The sequence below is a fragment of the Mesonia sediminis genome, assembly GCF_042684705.1.
Taxonomy (GTDB): Bacteria; Bacteroidota; Bacteroidia; order Flavobacteriales; family Flavobacteriaceae; genus Mesonia; species Mesonia sediminis.
In genome coordinates this window covers 388,704-405,579 of sequence record NZ_JBHULZ010000023.1, presented here as the reverse complement: position 1 = coordinate 405,579, position 16,876 = coordinate 388,704, and the positions used below count along the sequence as shown (strand labels likewise).

Below are 16,876 nucleotides of genomic sequence, written 5' to 3'. Positions count from 1 at the left end.
GATTAAGATTTAGTTTTCCTGTAAAATATGCCTTCAAAGGTAGTGCTATTTCCTACATTATCTATAACAATTAATTGTAAATGGTTTTCAGTATCTACAACGGCACCATCTTCAAAATAGTGTGTAAGCATATTGGTTTTGTAGTCATACTCCATTAAAATAAATTTACCGTTGACCGTAGCGCGGTAAGCTTGGATGTTTGTCAATTCATCTTCAATTTTAAATTGAAGTACTTTTTCTTTACTCATCCATTTTTTATGCACAAAATTTACCGGTTCTATTTTTGGGCCTTCCCAATCTTGCTTTAAAGTATACTTACCAAAAGTTCGGGTTCTTATGGTGAAACGATTTGGTTTTTTATAGGTTTTGACATAATAGGCTTTCCCCCAGTCGGTTAATCGGGCGATATACATTTTTTCTTTGTCTTCTGTTTTATAATCGCTAACGTCAATACCAAGAGTGAAATTCTTATGAAGTGGGGTTTTATCGTTATGAATTTTAATGTAATCTTCCTCTGCTTTTATATCGAGGTAAGTATCATCATAAAGAGCGTTTTTTGGAATGTATATATCATAAATGCCCTCTTCAAAAGCGATGGCATGATTGGCCTTAACTAAATAATCTGTTTTAAGTGGGGTAGGGGTTTTTATTTCTTTTTTATCTCTTTTTTTAGCTTGAATAGGTAGTGTGATTTCGGTGGTATTATTGGCGAAATCGGTAATTACTATTTTATAGTTGTAATCTAGTTCTTCTTCTAAATTTATCAACCCATTATTGCCAGTATGTTCTAGCAAACTAAGTGGGTTGTTTTTTTCGATAAAAAGTTTTTGAATCTTTTTTTTATCGCTTTTGTAAAACTCATAGTCGATAAAACGATTGATGTATCTGCTTTCAGCAAACGAAAAAATATCGAAGCTTGCCGTAAAAATTTTTTCTCCGTTTAAATAAGTTTGTATTTTATAAATACCGTTTTTATTGTAGGCGTTATTGAGTAAATCGCGACTTATCACCCCAAACCCGATCTTTCCATACGCCTGAATTGGTTCGGTGGTATAGCGATGATTTCCTTTGTGTATTGGCCTTAGCTGAATTCTACCTTGTTGACTTTCTATATGGCTATTTTCATCTAAAGTATAAGCATAAAGCCCTTCTAGAAGTGGGGCGTGATTATCGGGAACTGTAAATCCAAAATTTAAAGCATTCATTGGTTTTTGCGCTTCATCACGGATTTCAAAATGCAAATGAGGCCCCCCACTACCGCCGCTATTTCCGCTAAGAGCGATAAGTTCTCCTTGTTCAACGGGCAGTTCGTTGGCCTTTGGAAAAACTTCTACTTCATACTGCTCTTTTTCATATTGTACTTTACGGATGTATTTTTGAATATGCGGAGCAAATTTATTTAAATGGCCGTAAACGGTCGTTAGACCATTAGGATGTTTTATGTAAATGGCTTTACCATATCCAAAGTGAGAAATTTTTATACGACTCACGTAACCCGAAGCACTGGCTAAAACATTTAAACCAATACGTTGATGTGTTTTTATATCTAAACCACTATGAAAATGATTGCTTCTAAGTTCACCAAAGGTTCCTGATAAAATTAATGGAATTTCTAGTGGGCTTTCAAAGTAATTCTCTTTAGCGGCACTTCCAGTTGATTGCGCTCTTGTATTAAGGCAAAAAAACAATGTGAGTGAAAAAAAGAAAATGCTATAAATTATACGCATAGTTTGAATGAGTAAAAGTGTTGATTTTCAAATTTAAAAAATATAAATGTAGTAAATTACAAAGCTTGACATTAAAAATATAAAGAAAATCTATTGAGGTTTCAATTAGGAATATTAACTTTGTGCAAGAAGCAATAAGTACTTTGTAGATGACAAAATTGATTGATGTTGTTGAAAGCCTGCGTGTTAAAGTTAGTCGCTTAATACAAAAAAATCAATTGTTGGAGCAGAAAAACGAAGCCTTAAGAGAGGCCTTAGCTAAAAAAAAGCAAGAGGTAGCTTTGTTAGAAACAGATTTGATCCAACTGAAGCAAAAAAATGCTACTTTAAAATCTGCAAATGCCTTGCTTGGCAGTAAAGAATATAAAAGAGAGACAAAACTCAAAATAAATAGCTTGATAAAGGAGATAGATGATTGTATTTATCATCTATCAGAATAGAAAAGGAGCATGAATGATAAGCTGAAAATTAAACTTTCTATAGCCGACAGGGTTTACCCTTTAAGCATAAAACCCGAGCAAGAAGAGGGTTTACGCAAAGCGGCAAAAAGTATAGAGGGGGTGATCAAGCAATTTGAGCAAAGTTATGCGGTTCGAGATAAGCAAGATGTACTCGCAATGTGCGCCTTACAATTTGCAGCAAAACTCGAACAGCAATCAATAAATAGTGATAAAGAGATAGAGTGGTCTAAAGAAAAGTTGGTTGAATTAGAAAACAAAATAGACCTACATTTATCTGAACGTTCTTAAAAATAAATTTTTTTACTGCCTGTATTGGTTATTTATATTTGATAAACTCAACACTTATTCTTTTAAAAAGGGTGAGTCTAAGTTGTAAAAGCGCGCCGTCTAGAGCGGATTCTTGATCAGCTTGTTAGCCCTAAACTTGTTTAAAGGAGTTTATACAAAATCTTTGCCGATACAGGCTTTTTTTATTTATATATATAACAATTATGGAAATATTAAGTATTATTATTGGCGCCCTGGGGGGTGTTATCATAGGTGCAATTGCGGTTTATTTTTGGTTAAAGTCAAATCAAGAAAAAGATGCTAATTCGATTGTTGCCGAAGCAAAAAAAGAAGCCCTTGCCATTGTAAAAGAGGCAAATGCCGAGGGAGAAAGTAAAAAGAAAGATAAAATACTTCAGGCTAAAGAGAAATTTATTGAGCTAAAAGCTGAACACGAAAAAGTAATCTTATCTCGTGATAAAAAAATAGCCGATGCAGAAAAAAGAACACGGGATAAAGAATCTCAAGTATCAAATGAACTTTCAAAAAACAAGAAGTTAAACAAAGATTTAGAAGCTAAGCTTAAGGATTACGACTACAGAACTTCTTATTTGGAAAAAAAGCAAGAGGAAATAGACAAGATTCACCAAAGTACGGTAAAACAATTAGAGGTGATTAGTGGATTAAGTGCAGAAGATGCTAAGGCTCAACTCATCGAATCGCTAAAAGAGTCGGCAAAAACCGATGCGATGGCTATTATACAAGACACTATAGAGGAAGCTAAGATGACAGCTCAACAAGAAGCCAAAAAAGTGGTAATTAGTACTATACAGCGTATAGGAACCGAGGAAGCTATAGATAATTGCGTTTCGGTTTTTAACTTAGAGAGCGACGATGTTAAAGGCCGAATTATTGGTAGAGAAGGAAGAAATATACGAGCCTTAGAAGCCGCTACTGGAGTAGAGATTATTGTAGATGATACCCCAGAAGCTATTATTCTATCTTGCTTTGATTCGGTTAGAAGAGAAATTGCTAGACTTTCGTTGCATAAATTAGTGACCGACGGTCGAATTCATCCGGCACGTATAGAAGAAGTGGTTAAAAAGACCAAAAAACAAATTGAAGAAGAAATCATTGATATAGGAAAACGTACTGTAATCGATTTAGGAATTCACGGTTTGCACCCAGAATTGATCAAAACGGTAGGCCGAATGAAGTATCGATCTTCTTATGGTCAGAATTTACTACAACACTCAAGAGAAGTGGCTAAACTTTGTGGTGTTATGGCCTCTGAGTTAGGTTTAAATCCTAAATTAGCTAAAAGAGCCGGACTTTTACATGATATTGGTAAAGTGCCCGAAACCGAAACAGAAACACCACACGCTATTTTAGGAATGCAGTGGGCAGAAAAATATGGTGAAAAACCAGATGTTTGTAATGCTATAGGAGCTCACCACGATGAAATAGAAATGACTTCTTTATTGTCGCCAATCATACAAGTGTGTGATGCAATTAGTGGAGCAAGACCGGGAGCTAGAAGACAGGTCCTAGATTCATATATTCAACGTTTAAAGGATCTTGAGAATATAGCTTTTGGTTTTAATGGCGTTAAAAAAGCCTATGCGATTCAGGCTGGTCGAGAATTACGTGTAATTGTTGAGAGTGAGAAAGTGAATGACGAGAAGGCTTCAAATTTGTCTTTTGAAATTTCACAAAAAATTCAAACCGATATGACTTATCCTGGTCAGGTAAAAGTTACCGTAATCCGGGAAACCCGCGCAGTCAATATTGCAAAATAAGCAAAGGCTTTTCAAATACATCAATCCACTTTAAATGTATTTTAAGGTGGATTTTTTATTTAAAAAACTCAAAAAAACCCGCCATTGAAGCTTTTTCGAAATAAGAAATAGAAGGCGAAGATTAGAAATAGAAAGGTGATATTTAATAGCTGTTTATATGTTATTGTAGCGACTCACTTAATTTTATATCCACAAAAAATACAGTATCTTTAGCTTTAAAAAGTAAAATGAAAACAACAACAGGAATAGGTATAGCCATTTTAATTTTATTTGGTGCTTGCCAAGAAAATTCTCAACAACCTAGAAAAGAAAAAGAAACCTTGAATCAAGCAGTGCTTTTAAATGACTGGGAAGGGCCTTATGAAGGTGTACCGGCTTTTGACAAAATGAAGGTGAACCAAATCAAACCTGCTATTAAGCAAGGTATGGCTTTACACCTAAAAGAATTAGATAGTATAAGCAATCTAGAAAGTGAACCGAATTTTGAAAACACTATTGTAGCCATAGAAAAAGCGGGTAAGGCTTTAGATAGAGCTTTTACTTACTATGGTATATATAGCAGCAATAAATCCTCAGAAGAATTTAGAGCCGTACAAAAGGATTTAGCCCCTCAAATAGCCGAATATCAGTCTAATATTCTCCAAAATGAAAACTTGTTTAAAAGGATTAAGCAAGTTTATGATAACGCACAAAAAAATCCGCTTGACGAGCAAAAACAGCGCACACTAAATTTAATTTATGAGCGATTTACTATGAATGGTGCCAATTTGTCAAAAAATGATAAAGAACGCTATGCACAAATTCAAAAGGAGTTATCTGCACTTTATACCGATTTTTCAAACAACGTATTAGCCGATGAGGAAAATTATGTTGTCTTTTTAATTAAAGATCAGTTAGATGGTCTTCCTAATTCATTTATAAAAGCAGCTGCTACTACGGCAGAAAAGCAAGGAAAACCAGGAGTCTATGCTATTGTGAATACAAGATCGTCAATAGATCCTTTTTTAACTTATTCAGAACATCGAGATTTAAGAGAGAAGGTTTGGAAGAATTATTATTCCCGTGGCGACAACAATGACACCTATGATAACAAGAATATAATTGCTCAAATTTTAAAATTAAGAGATGAACGAGTGGCATTATTAGGATTTGATAATTATGCCTCTTGGAGGTTGCAAAATCGTATGGCGAAAACACCTGAAGCTGCAATGGAATTAATGCTGAATGTTTGGCCAAAGGCGGTAGATAGAGCCAAAGAGGAAGTTGCCGATATGCAAAAATTAGCCGATAAACTGGGACACGAAATTCAAATTAAGCCTTGGGATTATCGCTACTATGCCGAAAAAGTAAGAAAAGAAAAATATGATTTAGATGGTGAAGAAATCAAACAATATTTAGTGCTTGACAACCTAAAAGAAGCTCTGTTTTTTACTGCCGAAGAATTGTTTGGCTATCAATTTGAGCCCGTGAAAGAAGGCAGTGTTCCTGTTTTTCATGAAGATGTTGAAGTTTATGAAGTGCGGCAAAAAGATAGTAATAATTTAGTTGGGCTTTGGTACTTAGATCCGTATGCAAGACAAGGAAAACGCTCGGGAGCTTGGGCTACTACTTATCGAAGTAGAACCAAGCTAGAAGGTAATAAGCCTGTTTTAGCATCGAATAATTCTAACTTTATTAAACCTGCGCCAGGAGAACCTGTTTTGATTTCTTGGGATGATGCCGAAACCTTTTTTCACGAATTTGGTCATGCGCTTCACTTTTTATCGGCCAAAGTAGATTACCCAACTTTAAATGGAGGGGTTCGTGATTATACCGAATTTCAATCGCAGTTATTAGAGCGTTGGCTATCTACAGATGAGGTTATAAATAGATTCTTGCGGCACTATAAAACAGATAAAGTTATCCCTCAAGAATTAGTAGCCAAAATTAAACAAGCCGCTACCTTTAACCAAGGCTTTGCCACAACAGAATTCTTAGCATCGGCACTGATAGATATGAAACTGCATATGACAGACCCTACCGATATAGATATAGCTGATTTTGAAAAGAAGACATTAGACAGCCTTGGTTTACCAGAACAAATAGTTATGCGTCATCGCACGCCGCATTTCGGGCATATATTTGCAGGCGAGGGCTATGCTGCCGGCTACTATGGCTATTTGTGGGCAGATGTGCTTACATCAGATGCGGCAGAGGCTTTTGCCGAAGCTCCTGGCGGATTTTATGATGAACAACTAGCAGATAAATTGGTTCGTTATTTATTTGCCCCTAGAAATGCTATCGATCCCGCCGAAGCTTATCAGCTATTTAGAGGAAAAGAGGCCGATGTGGAAGCGCTTTTGCGTGACCGCGGATTTGCTAAAAAAACCAAAAATTAAAAATTGGTTTTAAGAAAAAAATATTTGCTTATTCTGTGCGGAATTCTATTTTCAAGTATACTCTATACTCAGAACAATAAAATTCCGCCCGAGTTTGCTTATATAGATGAGCATGTAGATTTAATAATCTTAGACATTAGATACGCGGGTAAGCATAACTTTGTAGGGCGACCCATCAAAGGTTATAAGCAACCACAAGCGATAATGTCTAAAAAAGCCATAAAGCAATTAAAACAGGCTAGTGCATATTTTTTAGCCAAAGGATATATTATTAAGGTGTTCGATGCATATCGCCCGCAGCGAGCCGTAGATCAGTTTTTTGATTGGTCAAAAATAAGCGAAGATACCTTGATGAAGAGCGAATTTTACCCAGGATTAGATAAGGAAAAATTATTCGCTTTGGGTTATATCGCAACAAAATCTGGGCATTCAAGAGGTAGTACCATCGATTTAACACTGGTAGATTTAAAAACTGGTAAAGAATTAGATATGGGTGGCCCCTATGATCTTTTTGATGAAATTTCTCATCATAATGCCAAAGGGTTAACCAAAATCCAGAAGAAGAACAGAAAAATGCTAAAAGTTGGGATGAGAAAATTTGGTTTTCTATCTTATGCAAAAGAATGGTGGCATTATACGCTTAAAAATGAGCCTTTTCCTTCTACTTATTTTGACTTTATCGTGAGATAACCCTATTATCCAATTATTTTTAAACTACTGTAGCCCTGACCGTTTTGATTGATTTGTATTTGTGTTGATATACGCTCTTTTAAACTGGTTACGTGGCTTATAATACCAATCATTTTATTTGATTTGGCTTGTAACAATTCAAGCGTGTCTAGGGTTTGATCTAAAGTTTCGGGATCAAGCGTTCCAAAGCCTTCATCGATAAAAAGACTGTTTATTTCTACTTTGTGTGAAGCTAAATCAGACAAGGCTAAAGCCAAAGCCAAACTCATTAAAAAGGTTTCACCACCCGATAAGGTTTTAATAGACCTGCGTTGGCCACCCATATGCTGGTCGATTGCAATTAAACTATCATCTTCTTGAGAGAGGGGCTTATCCATTTTATACCTATCGGTCAAATGGGTTAAGCGTTTGTTAGCTAAAATTAATAATTGGCTTAATGTTAAATCTTGAGCATAATCATTAAATTTATTACCGGTAGCATCGCCAATTAAATCTCGCATTATCTTCCAGCGTTTGTTAATTTTAGTTTGGGCTTTAATTTCTGCTTGAAGCTCTTCTATCTTTTCTATAAAAGTAGTTTGATTTTTGAGTACGTGATTTAATTCGTTTAAAGACTCGTCATTCAAGTGCATTGTATGCTGATGTTCTTCCAGCGATTTTTTTAATTCGTCTAGACTTAAAACACTGGTGTTCGCTTCAAGTTTTTTGTTTTGATTGCGTAAATCTGTTAAACTTGTTTCTAAAGTTAAAATAGCACGTTTTAAGTTCTCCTGTCTTTCTTGGTATTCCTTAAACTCTGAATGGTTTAATAAATCTTCTCTGGCTGTTTCTACGCTTTTGTAGCCTAATTTTGACAGTTGAGGGATTAACACGCTTACCAAATTTTTATGCTTTATACTTAAAACATCCTGCTCTTTTTTAAGGCTTTCTTGAGTCGATTTTAATTGAAAAAGTTCTTGATTTAACTTATAATATTGTTTTTCGGCTTGCTCAATTTCATTTTCGAAATTCTCCCCATTAAATTGTTGTTCTATTTGCTTTTTAATAGCCCTACCATTGTCCAATAGTTTCGCTAAACTGTTTAAATCTTCAATTGCCTTTTTAAGCCCTTTTTGTTGTTGCTTTATTAACGTGTATTTTTTTAATTCTTCTCGTCGCTCTTCGAGTAATTTTACTGAATTTTTCAAATCGTTTGCACGGATTTGATTAATGTCTTTTGAAAATAATTCCTCAAATTTTTGCCTTTCAGCGTTGAGTTCTTTTTGCTTGGTTTGAATTGTATTATGTATAGCTTCTAAATTCTCATTTGCAGCTTTAAACTCTGCTTGTTGTTTTGTTAATTGAAGCTGATGATGTTTAATTTTCTCCTTCAATGAGGCTATTAAGTTTTTTTCCGTTTTTTGTAATGGTGTATGATTGGCAAATGGATGATCTAAACTTCCACACAGGGGGCATGGCTCACCCGTTTGCAACTCTTCGCGGTAATGACTTAGTTTCTTTTGTAAAAAGGCAATTTTTTCCTCTTTTTCTTCATTGTCCAATTGCAATTCAAGCTTTTCTATTTCTTTTTTAGCGATAGTAATGGTTTGGGGACTCGAGGCTATGCTTTTTTCTTTTGTTAATTTCTCTTCTTGCTTCTGTTTAATGTCTTTCTGAATATCGAGAAAACGTAAATAATTTAATTCCGCTTGACGGATTTTATTTAAACGAAGGGTAATTTGCCTATCTTCATGATCCAAATCATTTATGGTGTCAAAACTAAATTTCTGCTCGAGTGCTTTTAATTCAACCTGATTTTTCCTAAAAATATCTACAGTTTCTGCTTTGGTAAGCTGAGGATTTTTGGTTTTTAATAGAATAGATAAGGGCTCTAGATTAAACGTAATTTGATTGACCAAGCTTTTAAAGTCATTCAAGGTTTTTTGACGGTTTGACTCTAGATTACGAATGTGTTGTTTGTACTGTTGGAGATGATTTTCAAAATCTGAAGCCGTGCTGTTTAGTTTGAATTTTAATTGAAAAAGATTTTGATTTTCTTGCCATTCTTTCTGATTTTGTTGAATACTATTTTGATTACTATCAATTTTTTTAGTGATGTCACCCAAGCGAACACTCAGGTTTTTTTCTTCGTTAATTTCTGTAACTGTAGCCTGTAGTGCTAGATGCTTTTTAAGTGCTAAACCTTTTTCTTTATTAAAATTTTCAAGTTTAAGGTTGTGCTCATTTAATTTGTTCTCAGTTTCGACTAAATTTTTAAGAATTGCCTGGCTTTGTTCCTTTATTCTTATTTGTTCCTTTAAATCATCTATTTTTTTGGCAATTCTCTTTTTAAGATTTCGCTTTTCAGCCGCTTCCTTTTTTTTGTGTTTAAACACTTCATCAGAGATTAACTGTTCGCTGAAGGTGTTTATCTTTTCTTTCTGGTTCTGTATTTGTTTTTCTAACTCACCGTATTTTCTATATGCTAATTGTCCTAATTGTCTGTAGATTCCCGTTCCTGTTATTTTCTCTAGAAGGGCGCCACGGTCTTTTTTATTAACCTGTAAAAACTTGGCAAATTCACCTTGAGCCAAGACTACCGATTTAATGAATTGCTCATAATTTAAGCCTATTAACTTTTCATTATGATTGGGCACCTCACTTTTTTTTAAATCTAAGGTCTTATCCTCTTTTAAAGAGATGATACGCATTTCATAATCGCGCAAGTTGCCTGTTCTTGCGGTTGAAATTTCCCAACGGGAGGCAAAAATTCCACTTTCACAAGAATAGGTAACTTGAGCGTATGCATCTGTTTGATTCCGGGTAAGAATAGCTCCTTTTTTTATAACCTCTGTGGTGCTTAGTTTGCCTAATCTTGGTACTTGATTAAATAGCGCCAACGAGATTGCGTCTAATAAGCTTGTTTTGCCACTACCAGTTGGCCCAGTTATGGCAAATAAATTATTTTGAATAAAAGGCGATTGGGTAAAATCGACATGGTGTTCGCCCCTGAGGGAATTAATATTTTTAAAACTTAGCTGTAAAATTTTCATGGCTATGAATCAATCGGTGGTATGCAATAATTCATACAATTCATCAAAAGTCTGTCGTAACTCAATCTGTTCTTCAGGTAAATAGCTTTCTTGATTTAATAGGGACTCAAATACTTCTTTAGGCTTTAAGTCTTCAAGTTTTTGCTTGCCAGAGAACACATCTCCCGTTTGCAATTGTTGGTTGCTAAATTGAGCACGGTGCTTTATAATTTCAAAATTTGGTAAACTAAAATCACTTATAAGCGTATCCAGTTCAGCTAACTTTTTAAGACTATAATTTTCTTCATGCAGCTCTATCTCAATTAAGGTGGTTAACGTACCCTGCCATGTTAATTTGGTTAGTTTGTTTTTAATATGTTCAAGTGTACCAGTGATTTTTTTTAGGTTTCTAAACTTTGGGATGGTGATACTTTTTGGAGTAAAATCTTTTTCAGTATCAATAATTAAAACCCGTTTCTCATCTTTGCGTTCGCTAAAAGAAAGTTGTATAGGTGAGCCGCTATAATAAGTAGGTACTTTAGCTTTAACTTGCTGAGGCTGATGAATATGTCCTAAAGCAATGTATTTAAAATAGCCATTAAACTGTTCGGCTTTAAAGGCGGCTTGATTACCAATTTGAATATCTCTTTCACTTTCAGAAGTACTTACTCCTGCTGCATATAAGTGCCCCATAGCAATAGCAGGAATTCCATTGTAATTTTTTTCACACCAATTGGCCGCTGCATCAAATTTTAATTGAATCCCCGTTCGCATCGCCTTCAGTCTATCTTCATAGGTATTGCCGTCGCTTGCTTGTCTAATATCGGCATCACGTAAATAGGGTAGGGCGGCTATTACAATTTCGGGATTTTTGGATTGAGGCAAAGCGATGATGCAGTCTTCAATTTTTTCAGGTAAACCGCCAATTACATTTAAATCTAAAGCATTAAGTAATTCTTTGGGTGCATCTAGCATACTAGGGGAGTCATGATTGCCTCCCGTAATAATAAGTTTACAGTTTAAGTTCTTTATAGCTAACAAGGCTTGGTAATATTGCTTTCTAGCTTCTGCGGAAGGATTAGCCAAGTCAAAAACATCTCCAGAAACAAGAACAAGCTCTATTTTTTCTTCTAAAATAATATCGCACAACCAACCTATGAATAAATCAAAATCTTGGTATAGGTAATGTTTATGTAAGCGTTTACCAATATGCCAGTCTGCCGTATGTAAAATTCTCATAATATTACTAGACCAATGAAGGGAAGTTAAACTTTTTCTTCAAATTAAAAAAATGAAGACCTATAAATCTGTTTTGCCTTTAATTCCTTTAAAAAACAATTGTAAGCGATTCAAATCTTGCTCTAAATTTCCTGATGGGTAAAAGGTAGTGCCTATTCTAACTACCTTTCTTTTGTAATCAAAAGCCACGGGTATAATTGGTATGTTCGCCTTTAAGGCAATAAAATAAAAACCAGTCTTCCATTGGTTTACTTTCTTTCGGGTTCCTTCGGGAGCCAAGGCCAGTCTAAACTCACTTTCATTTTTAAACATTTTAGCAATAGCATCAACCTTTTTTTGTCCTGGTGTACGATCTAATGCGTGACCTCCCATTTTTTTAAAATAAGCACCAAATGGCCATTTAAAAAGTTCTTTTTTAGCAATAAAATGAATAGGTATATTTAGTATTCCGCGCGTAAGAACGCCAATATAGAAATCGTGCCAACTGGTATGAGGAACAACAATGATGATTGATTTTTTAACTTTGGGATCAAAACCTCCCTCAATTTCCCAACCAAGTAATTTGAAAAAAATAAATTTATACATAGAGGTAAATGAAAAGAAACAAAAATACCATAAAAATAAAATAGCAGGTGAAAAACCACCTGCTATTATTAAAAATATGATAATTACTATTAGGCGTTATTTCTAAAGACCAATTGGTCGTCAAAAGCATCGATTAATATTATACTCTCTGCGCTTATTTTGCCAGCCAAGATCTCTTTTGACAAGGTATTTAAAACCTCTTTTTGGATGGTTCTCTTCACCGGTCTTGCTCCAAATTGCGGGTCAAAACCTTTTTGAGCTAGCCAATTGACAGCCTCTTCTGTAGCGTCTATGGTAATGTTTTGCTGTGCTAACATTTTGCTTAAACCCTTTAGTTGCAAGCGAACAATTGCTTTGATATTTTGCTCATCTAGAGGAGTAAACATAACAATATCATCAATTCGGTTTAAAAACTCAGGCCTCACTTGCTGTTTTAGCAGGCCAAGAACTTCAATTTTAGCAGCTTCTGTTGCGGATTCTGTATTTTGGCTAGCTTCAAATTTTTCTTGAATAATTTGACTTCCCATATTTGATGTCATTATAATTATAGTGTTTCTAAAATCTGCTAACCTTCCTTTATTATCAGTCAAACGGCCTTCATCCAGTACTTGCAATAAAATATTGAATGTATCAGGATGTGCTTTTTCGATCTCATCTAATAAAACCACAGAGTATGGTTTACGCCTTACCGCTTCTGTAAGTTGACCTCCTTCATCATAGCCTACATAGCCCGGAGGTGCCCCAACCAATCTACTAACGGCGTGTCTTTCTTGATATTCGCTCATATCTATTCTAGTCATGGCAGCCTCGTCATTAAATAAATACTCGGCCAAAGCCTTGGCTAACTCAGTTTTACCAACCCCCGTGGTACCTAAGAAAAGGAAGCTCCCGATAGGCCTTTTTTGATCTTGTAAACCCGCTCTGCTTCTTCTAATGGCATCACTAACTGCTTGAATAGCTTCTTCTTGACCAACTACTCTTTTATGGAGTTCTTCTTCAAGTAGTAATAGTTTTTCGCGTTCACTTTGGAGCATTTTTGTAACTGGAATTCCAGTCCATTTCGCAACTACTTCTGCAATATCCTCGTTGGTAACCTCTTCTTGTATTAGTGTTTTGGTTCCTTGGGCCTTTTGTTCGGCCATTTCTTTTTGCAGTTTATCAAGCTGCTCTTGTGCCTGTTTAATTTTCCCGTAGCGTATCTCGGCAACTTTTCCGTAGTCACCTTCACGTTCCGCTCGTTCTGCTTCTAATTTAAAATTCTCAATATCGGTTTTAGCTTGTTGAATGTTATCTACAATTGCTTTTTCGTTTTGCCATTTAGCATTCAGTTCGCTACGTTCTTCCTTAAGATTGCCTAAATCCGCTTTAAGCGATTTTAATTTTTCTTCATCTTTCTCGCGTTTAATGGCCTCTATTTCAATTTCTAGTTGCATGATTTTACGATCAAGTACATCTAACTCTTCTGGTTTAGAATTGATTTCCATTCTAAGCTTAGAGGCTGCTTCATCCATTAAATCAATAGCTTTATCGGGTAAGAATCTATTGGTGATATAGCGTTGAGATAATTCGACCGCGGCTATAATAGCTTCGTCTTTAATTCTTACTTTATGGTGTGTTTCATACTTTTCTTTTATACCCCGTAGTATTGAGATTGCACTTTCTGTATCGGGTTCGTCTACTGTAACGCGTTGAAATCTTCTTTCTAATGCCTTGTCTTGCTCAAAATATTTTTGGTATTCATCTAGAGTGGTTGCTCCTATAGCTCTTAATTCGCCTCGTGCTAAAGCTGGTTTTAAGATGTTGGCAGCGTCCATAGCACCTTGGCCTCCACCAGCTCCTACTAAGGTGTGAATTTCGTCTATGAACAACACAATGTTTCCATCGCTAGAAGTTACTTCTTTAATCACTGCCTTGAGTCGCTCTTCAAATTCTCCTTTATACTTGGCTCCGGCTATTAAGGCGCCCATATCTAAAGAATAAATAATTTTATTTTTTAGATTTTCGGGTACATCGCCTGCTACAATACGGTGTGCTAAACCCTCGGCAATTGCTGTTTTACCTGTGCCAGGCTCTCCCACTAGCATCGGGTTATTTTTAGTTCTTCTGGAAAGAATTTGCAAAATTCTGCGAATTTCCTCATCGCGCCCAATAACGGGATCTAATTTTCCTGTTTCGGCTAACTCATTGAGATTTTTTGCGAATTTATTAAGCGAATTATAGGTTTCTTCGGCACTTTGTGAAGTTACGCGTCCACCTTGGCGTAATTCTTCTATGGCAGATTTTAAACCTTTTTCTGAAGCTCCTTGGTCTTTTAAAATTTGTGCAATTTTAGAATTCGACTTGAAAATGGCTAAAATAAGGTGCTCTATAGATACATACTCGTCGTTCATTTTCTTCGCCAAACTCTGGGCTTCAGTCAAACTTCTAGAGGCCTCTCGCGATAGCATAATATCGCCACCGCTTACCTTGGCAAAACTTTCTAGAGTTTTGTCTAATAATTGGTTAAACAGCCCCAAGTTAATTCCTAGCTTTTTTAGAATAAAGGGTGTAACATTTTCATCAACAGTAGAAATTCCTTTAAATATATGCTCGTTTTCAATTTGTTGATGACCCAATTGATGTGCAAGTTGCTGTGCCTGTTGTATGGCTTCTTGCGATTTTATTGTAAAATTGTTTAGATTCATAATTTTAATTTTTATTTGAATTTACAAATTTCATGCCTTAACGAAATCAAGACAAAAAGTCAGTTTTTTATTTTGATTTAATGACAAAATGACGTAAATATACCCGGTTATGGGTATGGTAAACCAACCGCTTTGTCTCTAATTTAGCAAAAAAAGTTATATGTCTCTTGTTAAAGTTGTGCTTGTCTTGCTTGTTGTTGTACTAAACTTATCTGTTTCTACAAATAAGATTATCAAAAAATTAGATGGTGAGTCATTAAATAGAGTTGTTGAGCAAATCAATCAAACCGAAAGCTGCTTAGCCGTCTATTATCGAACTTCTGTTTATACGAGTGTAGATTTAAGAAGAGCAGTTTTAAGAAAACCCTAAATCTAAAAACTTTTGGTATTTACTCGCAAAAATCACTTTTATTATATTTTTTGTAAGTTTACCTTAAAAATGATATATGGGATTTTTTGATAAATTTTTAAAGGCTAAAGAGAGTAATTCAAAAACCTCAATTGATTGGCTAGAGATTAAAAAAGTATGTGATGTCGAAGCTATATTAGAGGCTTCTAAAGAGCAAACGGCAATTGTTTTTAAACATTCTACAAGATGCCCCGTAAGTAGAATGGCTCTAAATCGTTTTGAAGCTGAAGCTGATTTTGATGCTAACCGAGTAGCTTTCTTTTTTTTAGATTTAATCCAATACCGTGAAGTTTCTAACTTAATTGCCGAAAAATTTCAGGTAACGCATCAATCCCCTCAAATTATCATACTTCAGAATAGTCAAGTGGTAGGGCATTTTTCTCACCACGAAATAGAAGCCGATGTTGTTGCCGACTTACTTAATTGAACCGATTTTGCCTAATAATGCTAGCTAATTTTTCTTTAATATTTGTTGCCGCATAAAAAAGCATTTGCTCAGATGTCGGGAAACCGACAAAATTGTTTTGCGCTAAAATTAATTGTTTTTTATTAAGAGCACGCTTATCACCATTGAATCTTGTGAAAATGTTTTCAAAAATAAATTCAGTGTCTAATGGAAAAGAACGAAGCACTTGATTGGTTTTGGTGTCTAGATAATCTACTTGACCTTTAACATAAATAGCTTTAAATTGAGTGGTAGTTAATAATGTAGCTTTTACAGTTTTTGTTTCGTTTAATTCTATTTTGTTTCCTTCGTTGTCTTTAAGGTAATTTCCATTCCTGTCCTTTCGATATCCTTTACGGATTGTAATTTCTTTTTGTATTACTTCCTCTCTCTCATTTAACTTTTCGGGACTTATTTCAATGGTTTTAAAATCTAAATGAATTCCGTAGTCGTAGTTAATTTCTGGATTGATATAAGCATGGTAGCTCTGCCAAAAATTATCTAAATCATATCCGCTAAAGTTTAAAATATCTTTTTCTAAAGTTTTAGGAATTACTTTATCGCTGTGATTTTCAACACTCAAATAAATATAATCTGTACCTTGAATATGTGCTTGGTTTAATAATTCTATCGTGTTTTTATAATTTGGAGCAAGTTGATTGATTAACTGCAATTTGTCAAAAGCTAGTCGTGCTGATTCTTTTGGTGTCTCATTCAGCAATGTTTGCGATTGATTATATAAATCGCTTACATAGTTGTTTTTAGCTTTAATAATTTCAGCAGAATAATCACGAATATTAAATTTGGCTGTTTTACCGTTTTGGTAATTTAACGGCATTAAGGCATTAATTTTTCTCTGTATGGCGTCTAATTGAGCGTAAGTGTCATAAATTTCCTCATTATGATTGCTTAGTTTATCTTTTTTTAAAAACCTTAACCGGGCTTCCTTTTCTTGAGCAAACTTTTTGTGAGCTTGCTCTAATAATTTTATGTAGGATTCGTTCGATTTTTTATCTTTATTTCTTTGCAATTTTGAAGTAGCAATATAAATAGCCTGTTCATAATTACCACTATTAAGGGCTTGTTTGGTTTTTTTTAAACCACTACAACTCATTAAAATTAGGGTGGCAAACAAATAAATTAAATAGTTGACTTTCATGGTGTGTTTAATGTTGGATGGG

At 34.8% G+C, this 16,876-nt stretch carries 13 protein-coding genes and 1 other RNA gene; 8 read left to right on the top strand and 6 right to left on the bottom strand.

From position 1 onward, the window contains the following. Nucleotides 1–2: 2 nt before the first annotated feature. Nucleotides 3–1,727 carry a M23 family metallopeptidase gene (locus tag ACFSQ0_RS05010; RefSeq protein WP_379045018.1) on the bottom strand — a complete coding sequence of 575 codons (1,725 nt, stop codon included), beginning with the start codon at nucleotides 1,725–1,727 and terminating at the stop codon, nucleotides 3–5. Nucleotides 1,728–1,876: 149 nt separating this feature from the next. On the opposite strand from ACFSQ0_RS05010, the gene ACFSQ0_RS05005 reads away from it, so the two are divergent. From ACFSQ0_RS05005 to ACFSQ0_RS04980, 6 genes are all read left to right on the top strand, one after another. Next, nucleotides 1,877–2,167, top strand: coding sequence for a hypothetical protein (locus ACFSQ0_RS05005; RefSeq protein WP_379045015.1), 291 nt, complete (start codon nucleotides 1,877–1,879; stop codon nucleotides 2,165–2,167). 9 nt (nucleotides 2,168–2,176) lie between these two features. Next, on the top strand, nucleotides 2,177–2,476 hold the full coding sequence (locus tag ACFSQ0_RS05000; protein ID WP_147862672.1) for a cell division protein ZapA: 300 nt from the start codon (nucleotides 2,177–2,179) through the stop codon (nucleotides 2,474–2,476). A 45-nt stretch (nucleotides 2,477–2,521) separates the two neighbouring features. Next, a non-coding RNA gene (gene ssrS / locus ACFSQ0_RS04995) (6S RNA) lies at nucleotides 2,522–2,628 on the top strand. Between the two features lie 51 nt (nucleotides 2,629–2,679). After that, nucleotides 2,680–4,254 carry a ribonuclease Y gene (rny, locus tag ACFSQ0_RS04990; protein ID WP_147862671.1) on the top strand — a complete coding sequence of 525 codons (1,575 nt, stop codon included), beginning with the start codon at nucleotides 2,680–2,682 and terminating at the stop codon, nucleotides 4,252–4,254. 227 nt (nucleotides 4,255–4,481) lie between these two features. Continuing rightward, nucleotides 4,482–6,632, top strand: a complete 2,151-nt coding sequence (locus ACFSQ0_RS04985; RefSeq protein WP_379045011.1) for a M3 family metallopeptidase — start codon at nucleotides 4,482–4,484, stop codon at nucleotides 6,630–6,632. Between the two features lie 3 nt (nucleotides 6,633–6,635). Further along, nucleotides 6,636–7,322, top strand: coding sequence for a M15 family metallopeptidase (locus ACFSQ0_RS04980; protein WP_379045008.1), 687 nt, complete (start codon nucleotides 6,636–6,638; stop codon nucleotides 7,320–7,322). A gap of 5 nt (nucleotides 7,323–7,327) precedes the next feature. Here ACFSQ0_RS04980 and ACFSQ0_RS04975 read toward each other — a convergent pair whose 3' ends face one another. The 4 genes from ACFSQ0_RS04975 to clpB form a co-directional block, all read right to left on the bottom strand. Next, nucleotides 7,328–10,354, bottom strand: coding sequence for an AAA family ATPase (locus ACFSQ0_RS04975; protein WP_379045005.1), 3,027 nt, complete (start codon nucleotides 10,352–10,354; stop codon nucleotides 7,328–7,330). A gap of 9 nt (nucleotides 10,355–10,363) precedes the next feature. Then, complete coding sequence (locus ACFSQ0_RS04970; protein WP_379045002.1) at nucleotides 10,364–11,572, bottom strand: exonuclease SbcCD subunit D C-terminal domain-containing protein; 1,209 nt, start codon at nucleotides 11,570–11,572, stop codon at nucleotides 10,364–10,366. A gap of 60 nt (nucleotides 11,573–11,632) precedes the next feature. Further along, entirely contained in the window at nucleotides 11,633–12,157 is a 525-nt protein-coding gene (locus ACFSQ0_RS04965; RefSeq protein WP_379044999.1) for a 1-acyl-sn-glycerol-3-phosphate acyltransferase, read from the bottom strand. A gap of 89 nt (nucleotides 12,158–12,246) precedes the next feature. Then, the gene (clpB, locus tag ACFSQ0_RS04960) at nucleotides 12,247–14,841 is read right to left on the bottom strand and encodes an ATP-dependent chaperone ClpB (protein WP_379044996.1); all 2,595 of its coding nucleotides are present in this window, start codon (nucleotides 14,839–14,841) and stop codon (nucleotides 12,247–12,249) included. Nucleotides 14,842–15,001: 160 nt separating this feature from the next. Between clpB and ACFSQ0_RS04955 the strand changes: the two genes are divergently transcribed. Both ACFSQ0_RS04955 and ytxJ read left to right on the top strand, forming a co-directional pair. Continuing rightward, complete coding sequence (locus ACFSQ0_RS04955; RefSeq protein WP_379044994.1) at nucleotides 15,002–15,211, top strand: hypothetical protein; 210 nt, start codon at nucleotides 15,002–15,004, stop codon at nucleotides 15,209–15,211. A 76-nt stretch (nucleotides 15,212–15,287) separates the two neighbouring features. Continuing rightward, complete coding sequence (ytxJ, locus tag ACFSQ0_RS04950; protein ID WP_379044991.1) at nucleotides 15,288–15,677, top strand: bacillithiol system redox-active protein YtxJ; 390 nt, start codon at nucleotides 15,288–15,290, stop codon at nucleotides 15,675–15,677. Here the strand turns inward: ytxJ and ACFSQ0_RS04945 are convergent. Then, on the bottom strand, nucleotides 15,670–16,854 hold the full coding sequence (locus ACFSQ0_RS04945; protein WP_379044988.1) for a hypothetical protein: 1,185 nt from the start codon (nucleotides 16,852–16,854) through the stop codon (nucleotides 15,670–15,672). The two genes, ytxJ and ACFSQ0_RS04945, sit on opposite strands and share 8 nt — an antisense overlap. Nucleotides 16,855–16,876: the final 22 nt, after the last annotated feature.

Coding starts and splice junctions, on each gene's coding strand:
- ACFSQ0_RS04965 (WP_379044999.1), bottom strand. CDS start 12,157: ATGTATAAATTTATTTTTTTCAAATTACTTGGTTGGGAAATTGAGGGA.
- ACFSQ0_RS04945 (WP_379044988.1), bottom strand. CDS start 16,854: ATGAAAGTCAACTATTTAATTTATTTGTTTGCCACCCTAATTTTAATG.
- ACFSQ0_RS05005 (WP_379045015.1), top strand. CDS start 1,877: ATGACAAAATTGATTGATGTTGTTGAAAGCCTGCGTGTTAAAGTTAGT.
- ACFSQ0_RS04985 (WP_379045011.1), top strand. CDS start 4,482: ATGAAAACAACAACAGGAATAGGTATAGCCATTTTAATTTTATTTGGT.
- ACFSQ0_RS04975 (WP_379045005.1), bottom strand. CDS start 10,354: ATGAAAATTTTACAGCTAAGTTTTAAAAATATTAATTCCCTCAGGGGC.
- ACFSQ0_RS04955 (WP_379044994.1), top strand. CDS start 15,002: ATGTCTCTTGTTAAAGTTGTGCTTGTCTTGCTTGTTGTTGTACTAAAC.
- rny (WP_147862671.1), top strand. CDS start 2,680: ATGGAAATATTAAGTATTATTATTGGCGCCCTGGGGGGTGTTATCATA.
- clpB (WP_379044996.1), bottom strand. CDS start 14,841: ATGAATCTAAACAATTTTACAATAAAATCGCAAGAAGCCATACAACAG.
- ACFSQ0_RS04970 (WP_379045002.1), bottom strand. CDS start 11,572: ATGAGAATTTTACATACGGCAGACTGGCATATTGGTAAACGCTTACAT.
- ACFSQ0_RS05010 (WP_379045018.1), bottom strand. CDS start 1,727: ATGCGTATAATTTATAGCATTTTCTTTTTTTCACTCACATTGTTTTTT.
- ytxJ (WP_379044991.1), top strand. CDS start 15,288: ATGGGATTTTTTGATAAATTTTTAAAGGCTAAAGAGAGTAATTCAAAA.
- ACFSQ0_RS05000 (WP_147862672.1), top strand. CDS start 2,177: ATGAATGATAAGCTGAAAATTAAACTTTCTATAGCCGACAGGGTTTAC.